The sequence below is a fragment of the Pseudomonas sp. NPDC090592 genome, from assembly GCF_044769185.1.
Lineage (GTDB): Bacteria > Pseudomonadota > Gammaproteobacteria > Pseudomonadales > Pseudomonadaceae > Aquipseudomonas.
Genome location: NZ_JBIVXJ010000029.1, coordinates 63604 through 84353, shown reverse-complemented (window position 1 = coordinate 84353; position 20750 = coordinate 63604). Strand labels below are relative to the sequence as shown.

The following is a 20750-nucleotide window of genomic DNA, read 5'->3' as shown; positions in this document are numbered from 1 at the left end:
TGGTAGTGTGGGGTTTCCCCATGTGAGAGTAGGTCATCGTCAAGATTCATTTCGCAAAACCCCTATCTGCGCATGCAGGTAGGGGTTTTGTCTTTGTGCTCCAAAAAAGTCCCCTGGCCTCACAACAATCCCTGTGGGAGCGGGCGCGCCCGCGAAGCGGACAACGCGGTGGATGGCACCGGCTTTGCCGGTGTTTCGCGGTCGCGCCCGCTCCCACAGGAAACGTGGTACCAGCCTGCATGCATTCGGCCCTTTTCCTATGCAAGCCAACAGCCCATGGCTATCATGCCTGCCTTATTCCAAGTCGAGACTGGCATGCTGAAGTTGTTGAATCTCCTCAAGGATGGCCGGTTCCATTCCGGAGAAGCCCTGGGCGCAGCCCTCGGGGTAAGTCGCAGCGCCGTATGGAAGCAGCTGCAGCACCTGGAGAGTGAGCTGAACCTCAGTATTCACAAGGTTCGTGGCCGCGGCTATCAGCTGGCGGCACCACTGGCCTTGCTTGAGGCGCAGGCCATCGCCGGGTATGCCGAAGGCGAGCAATGGCCGGTGTTCATCCATGAAACCATCGATTCGACCAACGCCGAAGGCTTGCGGCTTGCCGGCCAAGGGCAGGTGGCACCATTTATTGTCCTGGCCGAGCGGCAAAGCGCCGGTCGCGGCCGGCGTGGGCGCCAGTGGGTCAGCCCATTTGCCGAAAACCTCTATTACAGCCTTGTACTGCGTGTAGAGGGCGGTATGCGCCAGCTCGAAGGTTTGAGCCTGGTGGTCGGGTTGGCCGTAATGCGCACGTTGCAGGCATTTGGCGTAAAAGATGTAGGGCTCAAATGGCCCAACGATGTTCTGGTTCGCGGGCAGAAGATCACCGGTATTCTCCTGGAGTTGGTTGGCGACCCGGCTGACGTCTGCCATGTGGTACTGGGTGTTGGTATCAATGTGAACATGCAGGTCAACGATCAGGTCGACCAGCAGTGGACATCGATGCGGCGTGAGGTGGGTGCGGCAATAGATCGCAACCATTTGGTAGCCTCACTCAGCCAGCAATTGCAGCACGAATTGGCACGCCATCGTCGCTATGGGTTTGCAGCATTCCAGGAAGAATGGGAGCAAGCGCATCTTTGGCAGGGGCGCAATGTTTCGCTGGTTGCCGGCAGCACGCATATTGATGGTGTGGTTCTTGGCGTCGACGGACAAGGCGGTTTGCGCCTTGAGGTGGACGGAGTGGAAAAGAGCTTTAGCGGTGGTGAGCTCAGTTTGAGGTTGCGTGATGATTCTTGAGCTCGATTGCGGTAACAGCTTCATCAAGTGGCGGGTTATCCACGCCGCTGATGCGGTCATCGAGGGTGGCGGCATCGTCGACTCCGATCAGGCGCTGCTGGCAGAAGTGGCGGCGCTGGCTTCGGTGCGTCTTACTGGCTGCCGTATTGTCAGTGTGCGCAGCGAAGAAGAAACCGATGCGTTGTGCGCATTGATCGCCCAGGCATTTGCCGTGCAGGCACGTGTTGCGCACCCGGCGCAGGAAATGGCGGGTGTACGCAACGGTTATGATGACTATCAGCGTCTGGGCATGGATCGTTGGCTGGCTGCGCTCGGCGCATTTCACCTGGCCAGGGGGGCTTGCCTGGTAATCGACCTGGGCACCGCTGCCAAATCTGATTTCGTCGCTGCTGACGGAGAGCACCTGGGTGGCTACATCTGTCCTGGTATGCCGTTGATGCGCAGCCAGTTGCGTACACATACCCGCCGTATTCGCTATGACGATGCCTCCGCAGAGCGGGCATTGACCAGTCTGTCGCCAGGTCGTTCTACGGTTGAAGCAGTCGAGCGCGGTTGTGTGCTGATGCTTCAGGGCTTTGCGCGTTCCCAGCTTGATCAGGCGCGAGTGCTCTGGGGGGATGAATTCACGGTGTTCCTGACCGGTGGCGATGCGCCGCTGGTGCGCGAGGCCGTGCCACAGGCGCGTGTCGTACCCGACCTGGTTTTCGTTGGTCTGGCCATGGCCTGCCCATTGGATTGAGGTGCTTATGCGTTGGTTGTTTCTGCTGTTACTGGTGCTCAACGTGTTTTATTACGTATGGCACCAGCAGGAAGCCCCGCTGAAGGTCAAGGAAGTCGCCCCTCTGTCTCTGTACAAGGGGAATCAGCAAGAAATCCGTCTGCTGCGTGAAACGGGTGTTTCGGCGCCGGCCAAACGCCGTGATGAATGCCTGGTCGTTGGGGGCGTGGCGGGGCAGGAGCAGCTGGATGCACTGCGTCAGCGGCTGCTGAGCCTTGATATCGTGACCTTGCCAGTGGCGGGGCAGTTGCCCGGAGCAGATGGGCGCTGGCTCAAGGTCGCCCCGGAAAGCGAGCGTTTGCTGGACCAAACGGTGCTGTCGGCTCTTTCCAATGATTTCAAAGACTTAAAACATAAAATTATTTTCTGCCAGGGTATTGCAACTGGCGAATAGCTTGATAGAATGGCGCCCGCTTCACAGGGAACACCACTCAGGTGGTAGCGCTGGAAGCGGTGTCAAAGCAGCTAAGTTTCAGATTTGATTGAAAAAATTTGAAAAAACGCTTGACACTAGGACGGCAGACAAATAGAATGCCGGCCACATCTGGAGGGATTCCCGAGCGGCCAAAGGGGACGGACTGTAAATCCGTTGCGAGAGCTTCGAAGGTTCGAATCCTTCTCCCTCCACCAGTTTTAGCGAGAGCCGCAAGCTCCGCGGGTATAGTTTAGTGGTAGAACCTCAGCCTTCCAAGCTGATGATGCGGGTTCGATTCCCGCTACCCGCTCCAAGTTTGCTGGATTTTGCGCAAGGTGTTTCGCTCTTGTAGCTCAGTTGGTAGAGCACACCCTTGGTAAGGGTGAGGTCAGCGGTTCAAATCCGCTCAAGAGCTCCATTTAAACAAGGCAGATATGAAAATATCTGCCTTTGTTTTATCAGCGCAAGACTATTTCTTCTGCGGAGGATTGTATCGATGGCTAAGGAAAAGTTTGATCGTTCCCTTCCCCACGTTAACGTCGGCACTATCGGCCACGTTGACCACGGTAAGACCACTCTGACCGCAGCTCTGACTCGCGTCTGCTCCGAAGTTTTCGGTTCGGCAGTTGTTGAGTTCGACAAGATCGACTCGGCTCCGGAAGAAAAAGCGCGCGGTATTACCATCAACACCGCTCACGTCGAGTACAACTCGAACATTCGTCACTACGCTCACGTTGACTGCCCAGGTCACGCTGACTACGTGAAGAACATGATCACCGGTGCTGCCCAGATGGACGGCGCGATCCTGGTTTGCTCGGCCGCCGATGGTCCGATGCCACAAACCCGTGAGCACATCCTGCTGTCCCGTCAGGTTGGCGTTCCGTACATCGTGGTCTTCCTGAACATGGCTGACCTGGTAGACGACGCTGAGCTGCTGGACCAGGTCGAGATGGAAGTTCGCGACCTGCTGTCCACCTACGACTTCCCAGGCGACGACACTCCGATCATCATCGGTTCGGCTCGTATGGCCCTGGAAGGCAAAGACGACAACGAAATGGGCACTACCGCTGTCAAGAAGCTGGTAGAAACTCTGGATGCCTACATCCCTGAGCCAGTTCGTGCCATCGATCAGCCGTTCCTGATGCCGATCGAAGACGTATTCTCGATCTCGGGTCGTGGTACTGTTGTTACCGGCCGTATCGAGCGTGGTATCGTCCGCGTTCAGGATCCGCTGGAAATCGTTGGTCTGCGTGACACCACCACCACCACCTGCACCGGTGTTGAGATGTTCCGCAAGCTGCTGGACGAAGGTCGTGCTGGCGAGAACTGCGGCGTTCTGCTGCGTGGTACCAAGCGTGACGACGTTGAGCGTGGCCAGGTTCTGGTCAAGCCAGGTTCGGTCAAGCCGCACACCAAGTTCACCGCAGAAGTCTACGTCCTGTCGAAGGAAGAAGGCGGTCGTCACACTCCGTTCTTCAAAGGCTACCGTCCACAGTTCTACTTCCGTACCACTGACGTGACCGGTAACTGCGAACTGCCGGAAGGCGTTGAAATGGTAATGCCAGGTGACAACATTCAGATGACTGTTACCCTGATCAAAACCATCGCAATGGAAGACGGTCTGCGCTTCGCTATCCGTGAAGGCGGTCGCACCGTCGGCGCTGGCGTCGTAGCAAAAATTATTGAATAAGTAGTTGATTTACTTGATCAGGCCGGTATAATGGCCGGCCTGATACAGCGTTACAGGTCAGTAGCTCAATTGGCAGAGCGACGGTCTCCAAAACCGTAGGTTGGGGGTTCGATTCCCTCCTGACCTGCCATTTCACTTCGGTGTGATGGCTTTCTTCTCACAGGATCCTCCTCGATGACTCCCAAAACTGAAGCCCAAGAAACACGTTTTGATCTGTTCAAGTGGCTGGCTGTAGTTGCTTTGGTGGTCGTGGCTGTTGTGGGTAATCAGTATTACTCCGCCTCCCCGATTCTGTATCGCGTTCTCGCACTTCTTGTTCTGGCTGCTGTCGCGGGCTTTGTAGCTCTGCAGACTGCGAAGGGCAAGTCGTTCTTTGCGCTGGCGAAGGAAGCTCGTACCGAAATCCGTAAAGTCGTGTGGCCGACCCGCCAGGAAACCACCCAGACCACGCTGATTGTCGTGGCTGTCGTGCTGGTTATGGCACTGCTGCTGTGGGGGCTTGATTCCCTGCTCGGCTGGGCGGTCTCCCTGATCGTTGGCTAAAGGTGTCCCGTGGCTAAGCGTTGGTATGTTGTGCATGCTTACTCGGGTTACGAGAAGCATGTAATGCGCTCCCTGATCGAGCGCGTGAAGCTGGCTGGCATGGAAGACGGTTTCGGCGAGATCCTGGTTCCGACCGAGGAAGTCGTCGAGATGCGCAACGGCCAGAAGCGCAAGAGTGAGCGTAAATTCTTCCCTGGTTATGTATTGGTCCAGATGGAGATGAACGAAGGTACTTGGCACTTGGTCAAGGACACTCCTCGAGTGATGGGCTTTATTGGTGGCACTGCAGATAAGCCTGCACCGATCACTGATAAAGAAGCTGAGGCTATCCTGCGTCGCGTTGCCGATGGTAGCGACAAGCCGAAGCCCAAGACGCTGTTCGAGCCAGGTGAAGTGGTTCGTGTCGTTGATGGTCCGTTTGCTGACTTCAACGGTAGTGTCGAAGAAGTTAACTACGAAAAGAGTCGCCTCCAGGTGGCGGTGCTCATTTTCGGTCGCTCTACTCCGGTGGAGCTCGAGTTCAGCCAGGTCGAAAAGGTCTAGGCGGACGAAGCATCCCATACCCCGCAGCCCTGTGTGCTGCGGGGTTTTGTCGTCACTGGGATAAAACGCAAGTCATCCGGGGAGCCAGCAGGCGTTCGTACCCGATTTTGGAGTAGCTCATGGCTAAGAAGATTCAGGCTTACATCAAGCTGCAAGTTAAGGCCGGCCAGGCCAACCCAAGCCCACCCGTTGGCCCAGCACTGGGTCAACACGGTGTGAACATCATGGAATTCTGCAAGGCCTTCAACGCCCGTACTCAGGGTCAAGAAGCCGGCCTGCCGACTCCTGTGATCATCACTGTCTACAGCGACCGTAGCTTCACCTTCGAGACCAAGAGCACCCCTGCCTCGGTTCTGCTGAAGAAAGCTGCTGGCCTGACCAGTGGTTCGGCTCGTCCGAACACCGTTAAAGTCGGTACCGTTACCCGTGCTCAGCTGGAAGATATCGCCAAGGCAAAACAGGCTGATCTGACCGCTGCTGACCTGGACGCTGCTGTACGCACCATCGCTGGCTCTGCCCGCAGCATGGGCCTGAACGTGGAGGGTGTGTAATGGCTAAGCTGACCAAACGCCAAAAGGCAATCGCCGAGAAAATCGAAGCAGGCAAGGCCTACAACTTCGAAGAAGCGGCAACTCTGCTGGCCTCGCTGCCTGCTGCCAAGTTCGTAGAATCCTACGACATCGCCGTTAACCTCGGTGTTGACCCGCGTAAATCCGACCAGGTCGTACGTAGCGCTACTGTGCTGCCGCACGGCACTGGCAAGACCGTTCGCGTTGCTGTCTTCACCCAGGGTCCAGCTGCTGAAGCCGCTCTGGCTGCCGGCGCTGACCGCGTAGGTATGGACGATCTGGCTGCCGAAATGAAAGCCGGCGACCTGAACTATGACGTCGTCATTGCATCGCCTGATGCCATGCGCGTTGTGGGTCAGCTGGGTCAGGTTCTGGGTCCTCGTGGCCTGATGCCTAACCCGAAAGTTGGTACCGTTAGCCCAGACGTAGCCACTGCCGTGAAAAACGCCAAGGCTGGTCAGGTTCGCTACCGTACCGACAAAAACGGTATCATTCACACCTCCGTTGGCAAGGTCGGCTTTGAAGCTGGCAAGCTGAAGGAAAACGTTGAAGCCCTGATCGCTGACCTGAAGCGTATCAAGCCAGCTTCCTCGAAAGGTATCTACGTCAAGCGCGTTACCCTGAGCACCACCATGGGCCCAGGTCTGGTCATCGATCAGAGCTCGCTGAACGTGTAAGAACTTGGCGGTGCGACCTGTCGCACCGCCAGCAAAAATTGGGGTCCCTGCCTGGCGGGGGCTATCCAAGACCGTAGGCGGCGCAAGCCTTAAAACACCAGCCCACGCAGATGGTGCTCCCGATTCGTTACCGAATCAGACACCAAAACGACATCAGGCTTCGGCCAGATGAAACGGTAAAAACCAGGAGTAAACCCGTGGCAATTAAACTCGAAGACAAGAAGGCCATCGTCGCTGAAGTCAACGAGGCTGCCAAAGTCGCTCTGTCCGCTGTCGTGGCTGATGCCCGTGGTGTGACTGTAGGCGCAATGACCGGACTCCGTAAAGAGGCCCGCGAAGCTGGCGTATACGTACGTGTTGTACGTAACACCCTGCTCAAGCGCGCTGTTGAAGGCACCGAATTCTCGATCCTCAACGACGCGTTCAAAGGCCCGACCCTGATTGCTTTCTCCAACGAACACCCGGGCGCTGCTGCTCGTCTGTTCAAAGAGTTCGCCAAGGGTCAGGACAAGTTCGAGATCAAGGCAGCTGCGTTTGACGGCAATCTGATTGCAGCGAACCAGATCGACGTGTTGGCTTCCCTGCCGACCCGCGACGAAGCTATTGCACGACTGATGAGCGTTATCCAAGGCGCCACCAGCAAGCTGGCTCGTACTCTGGCAGCCATTCGCGACCAGAAAGAAGCTACCGCTGCCTAAGGCACGCGAGCTCTTTCAAAATCATACGTTTAATTTGATGGCTGCGTAGGCTGTCACCCCAATACAGGATTTAAGTCATGTCTCTGACTAACGAACAAATCATCGAAGCAATCGGCCAGAAAACCGTTCTGGAAGTTGTTGAGCTGATCAAAGCAATGGAAGAAACCTTCGGCGTTACCGCTGCTGTTGCCGCTGCTGGCCCAGCTGCTGCTGCTGCCGTTGTTGAAGAGCAGACCGAGTTCAACGTTGTTCTGGTTGAAGCCGGCGACAAGAAAGTGAACGTCATCAAAGCCGTTCGCGAACTGACCGGTCTGGGCCTGAAAGAAGCCAAAGAGAAAGTCGATGGCGCTCCTCAGGTTGTAGCTGAAGGCGTTTCGAAAGAAGCCGCTGAAGACGCTAAGAAGAAGCTGGAAGAAGCAGGCGCTAAAGTCGAGCTGAAGTAATCTCGACCTTGCGATGCCAGCCTGAGCGTTGAGCGTAAGGCTGATGGCTGGTGGCTTATGCCACCGGCCTTTTTCCGTTATTGGTGGTCGGTCAGGCCGGCCCCGATAACGAGCTGCAAGACACCCATGTGGGTGGCGCAAACCAAGGGGTTTGCACGATTTTCTGGCTGCTCCCGCCGGGAGAAGCCAAACAAGCAGGTGACCAAGCTGGGGAACGCTGATGGCTTACTCATACACTGAGAAAAAACGTATCCGCAAGGACTTTAGCAAGTTGCCGGACGTCATGGATGTGCCTTACCTCCTGGCCATCCAGCTGGATTCGTATCGCGAATTCCTGCAAGCGGGAGCATCCAAGGATCAGTTCCGCGACGTCGGCCTGCACGCGGCCTTCAAATCGGTATTCCCGATCATCAGCTACTCCGGCAATGCTGCCCTGGAGTACGTAGGCTATCGCCTGGGCGAACCCGCCTTCGATGTGAAGGAATGTGTCCTGCGTGGCGTGACCTTCGCGGTCCCACTGCGGGTCAAGGTGCGCCTGATCATCTTCGACAAGGAATCGTCGAACAAAGCGATCAAGGACATCAAAGAGCAAGAAGTCTACATGGGTGAAATCCCCCTGATGACTGAGAACGGTACCTTCGTTATCAACGGTACCGAGCGTGTGATCGTTTCCCAGCTGCACCGTTCGCCTGGTGTGTTCTTCGACCACGACCGTGGCAAGACTCACAGCTCCGGCAAGCTGCTGTACTCCGCTCGCATCATTCCTTACCGCGGTTCGTGGCTGGACTTCGAGTTCGACCCGAAGGACTGCGTGTTCGTACGTATCGACCGTCGCCGCAAGCTGCCGGCTTCGGTGCTGCTGCGCGCCCTGGGTTACAGCACTGAAGAAGTGCTGAACACCTTCTACACCACCAACGTGTTCCACATTTCCGGCGAAAAACTCAGCCTGGAACTGGTGCCACAGCGTCTGCGTGGTGAAGTTGCAGTCATGGATATCCATGACGAAACCGGCAAAGTCATCGTCGAGCAAGGGCGCCGCATTACCGCGCGCCACATCAACCAGCTCGAGAAGGCCGGCGTCAAGGAACTGGACGTTCCGATGGAATACGTCCTGGGCCGTACCACTGCCAAGGCCATCGTGCACCCGGCTACTGGTGAGATCCTGGCTGAGTGCAACACCGAGCTGACCACCGATCTGCTGATCAAAGTCGCCAAGGCGCAGGTTGTCCGCATCGAGACCCTGTACACCAACGACATCGACTGCGGTCCGTTCATTTCCGACACCCTGAAGATCGACACCACCAGCAACCAGCTGGAAGCCCTGGTCGAGATCTACCGCATGATGCGTCCAGGCGAGCCGCCAACCAAGGATGCTGCCGAGACCCTGTTCAACAACCTGTTCTTCAGCGCCGAGCGTTACGATCTGTCCGCTGTTGGCCGCATGAAGTTCAACCGTCGTATCGGTCGTACCGAGATCGAAGGTTCGGGCGTGCTGAGCAAGGAAGACATCGTCGAGGTTCTGAAGACCCTGGTCGATATCCGTAACGGCAAAGGCATTGTCGACGACATCGACCACCTGGGTAACCGTCGCGTACGTTGCGTTGGCGAAATGGCCGAGAACCAGTTCCGTGTTGGCCTGGTGCGTGTAGAGCGCGCGGTCAAGGAACGCCTGTCGATGGCGGAAAGCGAAGGCCTGATGCCGCAAGACCTGATCAACGCCAAGCCGGTTGCGGCGGCGGTGAAAGAGTTCTTCGGTTCCAGCCAGCTGTCCCAGTTCATGGACCAGAACAACCCGCTCTCCGAGATCACCCACAAGCGCCGCGTCTCTGCACTCGGCCCTGGCGGTCTGACCCGTGAGCGTGCCGGCTTCGAAGTCCGTGACGTACACCCGACCCACTACGGCCGTGTGTGCCCGATCGAGACCCCTGAAGGTCCGAACATCGGTCTGATCAACTCCCTGGCAGCCTATGCCCGCACCAACCAGTATGGCTTCCTGGAAAGCCCGTACCGTGTGGTGAAGGAAGGCGTTGTCAGCGACGACATCGTGTTCCTGTCGGCAATCGAAGAGGCAGATCACGTCATCGCTCAGGCTTCGGCCGCGATGAACGAGAAGAAGCAGCTGATCGATGAGCTGGTAGCTGTTCGTCACCTGAACGAATTCACCGTCAAGGCGCCGGAAGACGTCACCCTGATGGACGTGTCGCCGAAGCAGGTTGTTTCCGTTGCTGCGTCGCTGATTCCATTCCTCGAGCACGACGACGCCAACCGTGCGTTGATGGGTTCGAACATGCAGCGTCAGGCTGTACCAACCCTGCGTGCCGACAAGCCGCTGGTAGGTACCGGCATGGAGCGCAACGTTGCCCGTGACTCCGGTGTCTGCGTGGTTGCCCGCCGCGGTGGTGTGATCGACTCGGTCGACGCCAGCCGTATCGTTGTTCGCGTTAACGACGACGAAGTGGAAACCGGCGAAGCAGGTGTAGATATCTACAACCTGACCAAGTACACCCGTTCGAACCAGAACACCTGCATCAACCAGCGTCCGCTGGTGAGCAAGGGTGACAAGGTTCAGCGTAGCGACATCATGGCTGACGGCCCGTCCACCGACATGGGTGAGCTGGCACTGGGCCAGAACATGCGCATTGCGTTCATGGCGTGGAACGGCTTCAACTTCGAAGACTCCATCTGCCTGTCCGAGCGTGTGGTTCAGGAAGACCGCTTCACCACCATCCACATCCAGGAACTGACCTGTGTGGCGCGTGACACCAAGCTTGGCCCAGAGGAAATCACTGCAGACATCCCGAACGTGGGTGAGGCTGCACTGAACAAGCTGGACGAAGCCGGTATCGTCTATGTGGGTGCTGAAGTTGGCGCTGGCGACATCCTGGTCGGCAAGGTCACGCCAAAAGGCGAAACCCAGCTGACTCCGGAAGAAAAACTGCTGCGCGCAATCTTCGGTGAGAAGGCCAGCGACGTTAAGGACACCTCCCTGCGTGTGCCAACCGGCACCAAGGGTACCGTCATCGATGTACAGGTCTTCACCCGTGATGGCGTCGAGCGTGACAGCCGTGCCCTGGCCATCGAGAAGATGCAGCTGGACGAGATCCGCAAGGACCTCAACGAAGAGTTCCGTATCGTCGAAGGCGCAACCTTCGAGCGTCTGCGTTCTGCCCTGAACGGCCAGGTGGTCGACGGTGGTGCGGGCCTGAAGAAAGGCACCGTGGTCACTGACGAAGTGCTGGACGGTCTGGAGCACGGCCAGTGGTTCAAACTGCGCATGGCTGAAGATGCACTGAACGAGCAGCTGGAAAAAGCTCAACAGTACATCGTCGACCGTCGCCGTCTGCTGGACGACAAGTTCGAAGACAAGAAGCGCAAGCTGCAGCAGGGCGATGACCTGGCACCGGGCGTACTGAAGATCGTCAAGGTTTACCTGGCAATCCGCCGTCGCATCCAGCCGGGTGACAAGATGGCCGGTCGTCACGGTAACAAGGGTGTTGTCTCGGTAATCATGCCGGTCGAAGACATGCCGCACGATGCCAACGGTACTCCGGTTGACGTCGTACTGAACCCGCTGGGCGTACCTTCGCGTATGAACGTTGGTCAGATCCTCGAAACCCACCTGGGCCTGGCGGCCAAGGGGCTGGGCGAGAAGATCGACCGCATGCTCGAAGAGCAGCGCAAAGCCGCTGAGCTGCGCGTGTTCCTGACCGAGGTCTACAACGAGATCGGCGGTCGTCAGGAAAACCTCGACGAGTTCACCGACGCAGAGATCCTGGCTCTGGCCCACAACCTGAAGAAAGGCGTGCCGATGGCTACTCCGGTCTTCGACGGTGCCAAGGAGCGCGAGATCAAGGCCATGCTGAAGCTGGCCGACCTGCCAGAGAGCGGCCAGATGGTGCTGTTCGATGGCCGTACCGGCAACAAGTTCGAGCGTTCTGTGACCGTTGGTTACATGTACATGCTCAAGCTGAACCACTTGGTGGACGACAAGATGCACGCGCGTTCCACTGGTTCCTACAGCCTGGTTACCCAGCAGCCGCTGGGTGGTAAGGCGCAGTTCGGTGGTCAGCGTTTCGGGGAGATGGAAGTGTGGGCGCTGGAAGCATACGGCGCGGCATACACCCTGCAAGAAATGCTCACAGTGAAGTCGGACGACGTGAACGGCCGTACCAAGATGTACAAGAACATCGTGGATGGCGATCACCGTATGGAGCCGGGCATGCCCGAGTCCTTCAACGTGTTGATCAAAGAGATCCGTTCGCTCGGTATCGACATCGATCTGGAAACCGAATAACACGTGACGCGAAGGGGAGTGGGCAGGTAATGCCCACTCCCTGCTCCGCCAGGAGGAAAGGCCTTGAAAGACCTACTGAATTTGCTGAAAAACCAGGGTCAAGTCGAAGAGTTCGACGCCATCCGCATCGGTCTGGCGTCGCCTGAAATGATCCGTTCGTGGTCGTTCGGTGAAGTCAAGAAGCCGGAAACCATCAACTACCGTACGTTCAAGCCTGAGCGTGACGGCCTGTTCTGCGCCAAGATCTTTGGCCCAGTCAAGGACTACGAGTGCCTGTGCGGCAAGTACAAGCGCCTCAAGCACCGCGGCGTAATCTGCGAGAAGTGCGGCGTTGAAGTTGCCCTGGCCAAGGTTCGTCGTGAGCGCATGGCGCACATCGAACTGGCCTCGCCGGTTGCCCACATCTGGTTCCTGAAGTCGCTGCCGTCCCGTATCGGCCTGCTGATGGACATGACCCTGCGTGATATCGAGCGCGTGCTCTACTTCGAGAGCTATGTCGTTATCGACCCGGGCATGACCACCCTGGAAAAGGGCCAGCTGCTGAACGACGAGCAGTACTTCGAAGCGCTGGAAGAGTTCGGTGACGACTTCGACGCCCGCATGGGTGCCGAGGCTGTCCGTGAACTGCTGCACGCTATCGACCTGGAGCACGAGATCGGCCGCCTGCGCGAAGAGATTCCGCAGACCAACTCGGAAACCAAGATCAAGAAGCTGTCCAAGCGCCTGAAGCTGATGGAAGCTTTCCAGGGCTCGGGCAACCTGCCTGAGTGGATGGTCCTGACCGTCCTGCCAGTACTGCCGCCGGACCTGCGTCCGTTGGTTCCGCTGGATGGTGGCCGCTTCGCGACCTCCGACCTGAACGATCTGTATCGTCGGGTGATCAACCGTAACAACCGTCTGAAGCGCCTGCTGGACCTGTCGGCGCCGGACATCATCGTGCGCAACGAAAAGCGCATGCTGCAGGAAGCGGTCGACGCCCTGCTGGACAACGGCCGTCGCGGTCGCGCCATCACTGGCTCGAACAAGCGTCCGCTGAAGTCCCTGGCCGACATGATCAAAGGTAAGCAAGGTCGCTTCCGTCAGAACTTGCTCGGTAAGCGTGTTGACTACTCCGGCCGTTCGGTAATTACCGTAGGCCCGACCCTGCGTCTGCACCAGTGCGGTCTGCCGAAGAAAATGGCCCTCGAGCTGTTCAAGCCGTTCATTTTCGGCAAGCTGGAAATGCGTGGTCTGGCGACCACCATCAAGGCTGCCAAGAAGATGGTCGAGCGCGAGCTGCCAGAGGTGTGGGACGTTCTCGCCGAGGTGATCCGCGAACACCCCGTGTTGCTCAACCGTGCACCAACCCTGCACCGTCTGGGTATCCAGGCCTTTGAACCGGTTCTGATCGAAGGTAAGGCTATTCAGCTGCACCCGCTGGTCTGCGCCGCGTACAACGCCGACTTCGACGGTGACCAGATGGCCGTTCACGTGCCGCTGACGCTGGAAGCCCAGCTCGAAGCGCGCGCGCTGATGATGTCGACCAACAACATCCTGTCGCCAGCCAACGGTGAGCCAATCATCGTTCCGTCGCAGGACGTGGTACTGGGTCTGTACTACATGACCCGTGAAGCCATCAACGCCAAGGGCGAAGGTCGCGTGTTTGCCGACCTGCAGGAAGTCGACCGCGTATTCCGCGCCGGCGAAGCTGCCCTGCACGCGAAAATCAAGGTTCGTATCAACGAAACCGTGAAAGAGCGTGATGGTTCGGTGGTCAAGAACACCCGTATCGTCGACACCACCGTCGGCCGTGCGCTGCTGTTCCAGGTTGTACCGGCAGGCCTGCCGTACGATGTGGTCAACCAGCCAATGAAGAAAAAGGCGATCTCCAAGCTGATCAACCAGTGCTACCGCGTGGTTGGTCTGAAAGAGACCGTTATCTTCGCTGACCAGTTGATGTACACCGGTTTCGCCTACTCGACCATTTCCGGTGTTTCCATCGGTGTTAACGACTTCGTTATCCCGGACGAGAAAGCCCGCATCATCGGTAACGCTACCGATGAAGTGAAGGAAATCGAGAGCCAGTACGCCTCCGGCCTGGTAACCCAGGGCGAGAAGTACAACAAGGTCATCGACTTGTGGTCGAAGGCGAACGACGAAGTGTCCAAGGCGATGATGGCCAACCTCTCGAAAGAGAAGGTCATCGACCGCGAGGGCAAGGAAGTCGAGCAAGAGTCCTTCAACTCGATGTACATGATGGCTGACTCGGGTGCGCGTGGTTCCGCAGCCCAGATCCGTCAGCTGGCCGGTATGCGTGGCCTGATGGCCAAGCCGGACGGCTCCATCATCGAGACGCCGATCACCGCGAACTTCCGTGAAGGTCTGAGCGTACTCCAGTACTTCATCTCGACTCACGGTGCTCGTAAGGGTCTGGCGGATACCGCCTTGAAGACTGCGAACTCGGGTTACCTGACTCGCCGTCTGGTAGACGTTGCCCAGGATCTGGTAGTTACCGAGATCGACTGCGGCACCGACCAGGGCCTGCTGATGACCCCGCACATCGAAGGCGGCGACGTTGTAGAGCCGCTGGGTGAGCGTGTACTGGGTCGTGTCATCGCCCGCGACGTGTTCAAGCCAGGCACCGAGGACGTCATCGTTCCGGCCGGTACCCTGGTTGACGAGCAGTGGGTCGAGTTCATCGAGCTGAACAGCATCGACGAAGTGATCGTGCGTTCGCCGATCAACTGCGAAACCCGCTACGGCATCTGCGCCAAGTGCTACGGTCGTGACCTGGCTCGCGGTCACCAGGTGAACATCGGTGAAGCTGTCGGCGTTATCGCTGCACAGTCGATCGGTGAGCCGGGTACCCAGCTGACCATGCGTACGTTCCACATCGGTGGTGCTGCAAGCCGTACTTCGGCTGCCGACAGCGTCCAGGTGAAGAACGGCGGTATGGTGCGTCTGCACAACCTGAAGCAGGTTGAGCGTGCCGACGGTAACCTGGTTGCCGTATCGCGTTCGGGTGAGTTGGCCATTGCCGACGAATTCGGCCGTGAGCGTGAGCGCTACAAGCTGCCTTACGGTGCGGTGATTTCGGTCAAGGAAGGTGAGAAGGTCGAAGCTGGCGCCATCGTCGCCAAGTGGGACCCGCACACCCACCCGATCGTTACCGAGCTGAAAGGTACCGTGACCTTCGTGGGCATGGAAGAAAACATCACCATCAAGCGTCAGACCGATGAGCTGACCGGCTTGACCAACATTGAAGTACTGGACGTCAAGGATCGCCCTGCCGCAGGCAAGGAAATCCGTCCGGCAATCAAGATGGTCGATGCCGCTGGCAAGGATCTGTACCTGCCAGGTACCGACGTACCTGCCCAGTACTTCCTGCCGGCCAACGCCCTCGTTGGTGTGGCTGACGGTGCCCAGATCGGTGTTGGTGACGTTATCGCGCGTATTCCGCAAGAAACGTCGAAGACCCGTGACATCACCGGTGGTCTGCCACGCGTTGCCGACCTGTTCGAAGCGCGTCGTCCGAAAGAAGCCTCGATTCTGGCTGAAGTCAGCGGCACCATCGCATTCGGTAAAGAGACCAAGGGCAAGCGTCGCCTGGTGATCACTCCGACTGACGGTAGCGATCCGTACGAAGAGCTGATTCCGAAGTGGCGCCACCTGAACGTCTTCGAAGGTGAGCAGGTAAACCGTGGTGAAGTTATTTCCGACGGCCCGAGCGATCCGCACGACATCTTGCGTCTGCTGGGTGTGAGCGCGCTGGCGAAGTACATCGTCAACGAGATCCAGGACGTTTACCGTCTGCAAGGCGTGAAGATCAACGACAAGCACATCGAGACCATCCTGCGTCAGATGCTGCGCAAGGTCGAGATCTCCGAGTCGGGCGATTCCAGCTTCATCAAGGGCGACCAGATGGAACTGACCCAGGTACTGGTAGAGAACGAGCGTCTCGCCGGCGAGGACAAGTTCATCTCCAAGTTCACCCGCGTGCTGTTGGGTATCACCAAGGCGTCGCTGTCGACCGAGTCGTTCATTTCCGCGGCTTCCTTCCAGGAAACTACCCGCGTACTGACCGAAGCGGCGGTAACCGGCAAGCGTGACTACCTGCGCGGCCTGAAAGAGAACGTGGTCGTGGGTCGTCTGATCCCGGCCGGTACCGGTCTGGCCTACCACAGCGAGCGCAAGCGTCGCCGTGAAGCCGACAAACCGCTGCGTGTGAGCGCCAGTGAGGTGGAAGCCGCACTGACCGAAGCGCTGAATTCCAGCGGTAACTAAGTACAGGGCAGGGCCCCGGCAAGCCTCGATCGGCCATCGGCGACATGAAATGTTGCCGATGATCGGGCGAGGAGGGCCGGGGCCTCGTCTTGACTGGGTGCAAGATCCTCTTTAGACTTTTGTACCCTTAAATTTGGTGAGGCTCCGTCTCGCCAATTTTGGCTTTCTTGCAAGACAATAGAGTCGCAAGACAATCAGTGGAGCTAGTAGATGGCAACTATCAACCAGCTGGTACGTCAGCCGCGTAAGCGTTCGGTCGAGAAGTCCGACGTTCCTGCGCTGCAGAACTGCCCGCAGCGTCGTGGCGTGTGCACCCGTGTGTACACCACCACGCCGAAAAAACCTAACTCGGCACTGCGTAAAGTATGCCGTGTGCGTCTGACCAACGGTTTCGAGGTTTCCTCGTACATCGGTGGTGAAGGCCACAACCTGCAAGAGCACAGCGTCGTCCTGATCCGTGGCGGCCGTGTAAAAGACTTGCCAGGTGTTCGTTACCACACCGTTCGCGGCTCTCTGGATACTTCGGGCGTTAAAGGCCGTAACCAGGGTCGTTCGAAATACGGTACCAAGCGTCCGAAGTAATCGGCCGTTTGCAGACATCCATTTTATTGAGTCGATAAGAGTAAGGTCGGGCAGGGGTCGAAGACCCACGTCCCGGGCTAACCTGAAGACCGTTTGAGGGCTTATCATGCCAAGACGTCGTGTAGCAGCAAAACGTGAGATCCTTGACGATCCGAAGTACGGATCCCAGATCCTCGCCAAGTTCATGAACCACGTGATGGAAAGCGGCAAGAAGGCCGTAGCCGAGCGCATCGTTTACGGTGCCCTGGATACTGTCAAAGCACGCAAGAACAGCGACCCCCTGGAAATCTTCGAGAAAGCTCTCGACGCCATCGCTCCGCTGGTCGAAGTTAAGTCCCGTCGTGTCGGCGGTGCTACTTACCAGGTTCCGGTTGAAGTTCGTCCATCCCGTCGTAACGCTCTGGCAATGCGCTGGCTCGTAGACTACGCCCGCAAGCGCGGCGAGAAGTCGATGGCTCTGCGCCTGGCCGGCGAACTGCTGGATGCTGCCGAAGGCAAGGGTGCTGCAGTCAAGAAGCGTGAAGACGTTCACCGTATGGCTGAAGCCAACAAAGCGTTCTCGCACTACCGCTTCTAATTCAAGCATCAATCATTTTGCGAGGGCTTTATGGCTCGTACTACAGCAATTAACCGCTACCGTAACATCGGTATCTGTGCTCACGTTGACGCGGGCAAGACTACCACTACCGAGCGGATCCTGTTCTACACAGGTCTGAGCCACAAGATGGGCGAGGTGCATGACGGCGCCGCGACCACCGACTGGATGGTGCAGGAGCAGGAGCGCGGTATCACCATTACCTCCGCTGCCGTTACCACCTTCTGGAAAGGTTCCCGTGGTCAGTACGACAACTACCGCGTAAACGTCATCGATACCCCCGGCCACGTTGACTTCACCATTGAAGTAGAGCGTTCGCTGCGTGTACTCGACGGCGCGGTCGTTGTGTTCTGCGGTACCTCCGGCGTTGAGCCGCAGTCCGAAACCGTATGGCGTCAGGCCAACAAGTACGGCGTTCCACGTGTTGTCTACGTGAACAAGATGGACCGTGCCGGTGCAAACTTCCTGCGCGTCGTAGGTCAGATCAAGAACCGCCTGGGTCACACCCCGGTTCCTGTTCAGCTGGCCATCGGTGCAGAAGACGACTTCCAGGGTCAGGTTGACCTGATCAAGATGAAAGCCATCTACTGGAACGACGACGACAAGGGCACCACCTACCGCGAGGAAGAAATTCCTGCCGAGCTGGTGGACCTGGCCAACGAATGGCGCAACAACATGGTCGAGGCTGCTGCCGAGGCCAACGAAGAGCTGATGAACAAGTACCTTGAAGAAGGTGACCTGTCCGTCGAAGACATCAAGGCTGGTCTGCGCGCCCGTACCCTGGCGAGCGAGATCGTTCCTGCTGTCTGCGGTTCCTCGTTCAAGAACAAGGGCGTTCCCCTGGTTCTCGACGCCGTTATCGACTTCCTGCCTGCGCCAACCGAGATCCCTGCGATCAAGGGTATCCACCCTGATCTGATCGACGTGCCGAAGGATGAGGTCAAGCCAGAACAGTACGACGAGCGTCCTGCTGACGACAACGAGCCGTTCTCGGCCCTGGCGTTCAAGATCGCTACCGACCCGTTCGTGGGTACCCTGACCTTCGTCCGCGTCTACTCGGGCTTCCTGACCTCTGGTGACTCCGTCATCAACTCGGTCAAGGGCAAGAAAGAGCGCGTTGGTCGTATGGTGCAGATGCATGCCAACCAGCGTGAAGAAATCAAGGAAGTACGTGCAGGCGACATCGCTGCTCTGATCGGGATGAAGGACGTCACCACCGGTGATACCCTGTGCAACCTCGACAAGCCGATCATCCTCGAGCGTATGGACTTCCCTGAGCCGGTAATTTCGCTCTCCGTAGAGCCGAAAACCAAGGCTGACCAGGAGAAGATGGGTATCGCACTGGGCAAGCTGGCCCAGGAAGACCCGTCGTTCCGCGTCAAGACCGACGAAGAAACCGGCCAGACCATCATCTCCGGTATGGGTGAGCTGCACCTGGACATCCTCGTTGACCGCATGAAGCGCGAGTTCAACGTCGAGTGCAACGTCGGCAAGCCGCAGGTTTCGTACCGCGAGAAGATCACCAAGTCCAACGTCGAGATCGAAGGCAAGTTCGTTCGTCAGTCGGGTGGTCGTGGTCAGTTCGGTCACTGCTGGATCCGTTTCTCGGAGCCGGACGTAGACGAGAAGGGCAATATCACCGAAGGTCTGGTGTTCACCAACGAAGTCGTTGGTGGTGTGATTCCTAAGGAATTCATCGCCCCGATCCAGAAGGGCATCGAAGAGCAGATGAAAAACGGCGTTGTTGCCGGCTATCCGCTGCTCGGCCTGAAGGCTACGGTGTTCGACGGTTCGTACCACGACGTCGACTCCAACGAAATGGCGTTCAAGATCGCCGCTTCGATGGCGACCAAGCAACTGGCCCAGAAGGGCGGTGGCGTGGTGCTTGAGCCGATCATGAAGGTCGAAGTTGTAACCCCGGAAGACTACCTGGGTGACGTGATGGGTGACCTGAGCCGTCGTCGCGGGATGATCCAGGGTAATGAAGACTCGGTGTCCGGCAAGGTAATCACTGCTGAGGTACCACTCGGAGAGATGTTCGGTTACGCAACCGACGTTCGTTCCATGTCTCAGGGTCGCGCAAGCTACTCCATGGAATTCTCCAAATACGCCGAAGCTCCGTCGAACATCGTCGAAGCACTCGTTAAAAAACAAGGCTAATCCCCTTTAGGCAAGAGGTTCACTGTCGTGGCTAAAGAAAAATTTGATCGTTCCCTTCCCCACGTTAACGTCGGCACTATCGGCCACGTTGACCACGGTAAGACCACTCTGACCGCAGCTCTGACTCGCGTCTGCTCCGAAGTTTTCGGTTCGGCAGTTGTTGAGTTCGACAAGATCGACTCGGCTCCGGAAGAAAAAGCGCGCGGTATTACCATCAACACCGCTCACGTCGAGTACAACTCGAACATTCGTCACTACGCTCACGTTGACTGCCCAGGTCACGCTGACTACGTGAAGAACATGATCACCGGTGCTGCACAGATGGACGGCGCGATCCTGGTTTGCTCGGCCGCCGATGGTCCGATGCCACAAACCCGTGAGCACATCCTGCGGTCCCGTCAGGTTGGCGTTCCGTACATCGTGGTCTACCTGAACAAGGCTGACCTGGTAGACGACGCTCACCTGCTGGAACTGGTCGAGATGGAAGTTCGCGACCTGCTGTCCACCTACGACTTCCCACGCGACGACACACCGAACATCATCGGTTCGGCTCGTATGGCCCTGGAAGGCAAAGACGACAACGAAATGGGCACTACCGCTGTCAAGAAGCTGGTAGAAACTCTGGATGCCTACATCCCTGAGCCAGTTCGTGCCATCGATCAGCCGTTCCTGATGCCGATCGAAGACGTATTCTCGATCTCGGGTCGTGGTACTGTTGTTACCGGCCGTATCGAGCGTGGTATCGTCCGCGTTCAGGATCCGCTGGAAATCGTTGGTCTGCGTGACACCACCACCACCACCTGCACCGGTGTTGAGATGTTCCGCAAGCTGCTGGACGAAGGTCGTGCTGGCGAGAACTGCGGCGTTCTGCTGCGTGGTACCAAGCGTGACGACGTTGAGCGTGGCCAGGTTCTGGTCAAGCCAGGTTCGGTCAAGCCGCACACCAAGTTCACCGCAGAAGTCTACGTCCTGTCGAAGGAAGAAGGCGGTCGTCACACTCCGTTCTTCAAAGGCTACCGTCCACAGTTCTACTTCCGTACCACTGACGTGACCGGTAACTGCGAACTGCCGGAAGGCGTTGAAATGGTAATGCCAGGTGACAACATTCAGATGACTGTTACCCTAATCAAGACCATCGCAATGGAAGACGGTCTGCGCTTCGCTATCCGTGAAGGCGGTCGTACCGTCGGCGCCGGCGTCGTAGCCAAAATCATCGAGTAATCAC

The 20750-nt window shown here is 57.7% G+C and carries 16 protein-coding genes and 4 tRNA genes; all 20 read left to right on the top strand.

Going from position 1 to position 20750, the window contains the following annotated elements; translation table 11 throughout:
* Nucleotides 1-315: 315 nt before the first annotated feature.
* The gene (birA, locus tag ACIQUI_RS22650) at nt 316-1275 is read left to right on the top strand and encodes a bifunctional biotin--[acetyl-CoA-carboxylase] ligase/biotin operon repressor BirA (RefSeq protein ID WP_403202825.1); all 960 of its coding nucleotides are present in this window, start codon (nt 316-318) and stop codon (nt 1273-1275) included.
* Nucleotides 1265-2014 carry a pantothenate kinase gene (locus ACIQUI_RS22645; protein WP_403202821.1) on the top strand — a complete coding sequence of 250 codons (750 nt, stop codon included), beginning with the start codon at nt 1265-1267 and terminating at the stop codon, nt 2012-2014. The genes birA and ACIQUI_RS22645 overlap by 11 nt, the downstream gene beginning before the upstream one ends.
* Before the next feature lie 7 nt (nt 2015-2021).
* Entirely contained in the window at nt 2022-2447 is a 426-nt protein-coding gene (locus ACIQUI_RS22640) for a hypothetical protein (RefSeq protein ID WP_403202819.1), read from the top strand.
* Nucleotides 2448-2599: 152 nt separating this feature from the next.
* Nucleotides 2600-2683: transfer RNA gene (locus ACIQUI_RS22635), tRNA-Tyr, on the top strand.
* 24 nt (nt 2684-2707) lie between these two features.
* Nucleotides 2708-2781, top strand: a tRNA-Gly gene (locus tag ACIQUI_RS22630).
* Between the two features lie 29 nt (nt 2782-2810).
* Nucleotides 2811-2886: transfer RNA gene (locus tag ACIQUI_RS22625), tRNA-Thr, on the top strand.
* Nucleotides 2887-2964: 78 nt separating this feature from the next.
* Nucleotides 2965-4158, top strand: a complete 1194-nt coding sequence (gene tuf / locus ACIQUI_RS22620; protein WP_403202817.1) for an elongation factor Tu — start codon at nt 2965-2967, stop codon at nt 4156-4158.
* 54 nt (nt 4159-4212) lie between these two features.
* Nucleotides 4213-4288: transfer RNA gene (locus ACIQUI_RS22615), tRNA-Trp, on the top strand.
* Nucleotides 4289-4332: 44 nt separating this feature from the next.
* A complete protein-coding gene (gene secE / locus ACIQUI_RS22610) occupies nt 4333-4701 on the top strand; it encodes a preprotein translocase subunit SecE (protein ID WP_403202815.1) in 369 nt (122 codons plus the stop codon).
* A 9-nt stretch (nt 4702-4710) separates the two neighbouring features.
* On the top strand, nt 4711-5244 hold the full coding sequence (gene nusG, locus ACIQUI_RS22605) for a transcription termination/antitermination protein NusG (protein WP_043199430.1): 534 nt from the start codon (nt 4711-4713) through the stop codon (nt 5242-5244).
* A 119-nt stretch (nt 5245-5363) separates the two neighbouring features.
* Entirely contained in the window at nt 5364-5795 is a 432-nt protein-coding gene (gene rplK, locus ACIQUI_RS22600) for a 50S ribosomal protein L11 (protein ID WP_003255500.1), read from the top strand.
* A complete protein-coding gene (gene rplA / locus ACIQUI_RS22595; protein WP_016392127.1) occupies nt 5795-6490 on the top strand; it encodes a 50S ribosomal protein L1 in 696 nt (231 codons plus the stop codon). The genes rplK and rplA overlap by 1 nt, the downstream gene beginning before the upstream one ends.
* 197 nt (nt 6491-6687) lie before the next feature.
* On the top strand, nt 6688-7188 hold the full coding sequence (gene rplJ / locus ACIQUI_RS22590; protein WP_403202812.1) for a 50S ribosomal protein L10: 501 nt from the start codon (nt 6688-6690) through the stop codon (nt 7186-7188).
* A 77-nt stretch (nt 7189-7265) separates the two neighbouring features.
* Nucleotides 7266-7631 (top strand): 50S ribosomal protein L7/L12, encoded by a 366-nt coding sequence (gene rplL / locus ACIQUI_RS22585; RefSeq protein WP_003255496.1) that lies wholly within the window; start codon nt 7266-7268, stop codon nt 7629-7631.
* A 220-nt stretch (nt 7632-7851) separates the two neighbouring features.
* Complete coding sequence (gene rpoB / locus ACIQUI_RS22580) at nt 7852-11925, top strand: DNA-directed RNA polymerase subunit beta (RefSeq protein ID WP_391138066.1); 4074 nt, start codon at nt 7852-7854, stop codon at nt 11923-11925.
* Between the two features lie 63 nt (nt 11926-11988).
* Entirely contained in the window at nt 11989-16188 is a 4200-nt protein-coding gene (gene rpoC, locus ACIQUI_RS22575; RefSeq protein ID WP_403202810.1) for a DNA-directed RNA polymerase subunit beta', read from the top strand.
* A 210-nt stretch (nt 16189-16398) separates the two neighbouring features.
* Entirely contained in the window at nt 16399-16770 is a 372-nt protein-coding gene (rpsL, locus tag ACIQUI_RS22570; protein WP_003255492.1) for a 30S ribosomal protein S12, read from the top strand.
* Nucleotides 16771-16876: 106 nt separating this feature from the next.
* On the top strand, nt 16877-17347 hold the full coding sequence (gene rpsG, locus ACIQUI_RS22565) for a 30S ribosomal protein S7 (protein WP_003246741.1): 471 nt from the start codon (nt 16877-16879) through the stop codon (nt 17345-17347).
* A gap of 30 nt (nt 17348-17377) precedes the next feature.
* Nucleotides 17378-19525, top strand: a complete 2148-nt coding sequence (gene fusA, locus ACIQUI_RS22560) for an elongation factor G (RefSeq protein WP_403202808.1) — start codon at nt 17378-17380, stop codon at nt 19523-19525.
* A 27-nt stretch (nt 19526-19552) separates the two neighbouring features.
* On the top strand, nt 19553-20746 hold the full coding sequence (gene tuf / locus ACIQUI_RS22555) for an elongation factor Tu (protein ID WP_403202806.1): 1194 nt from the start codon (nt 19553-19555) through the stop codon (nt 20744-20746).
* Nucleotides 20747-20750: the final 4 nt, after the last annotated feature.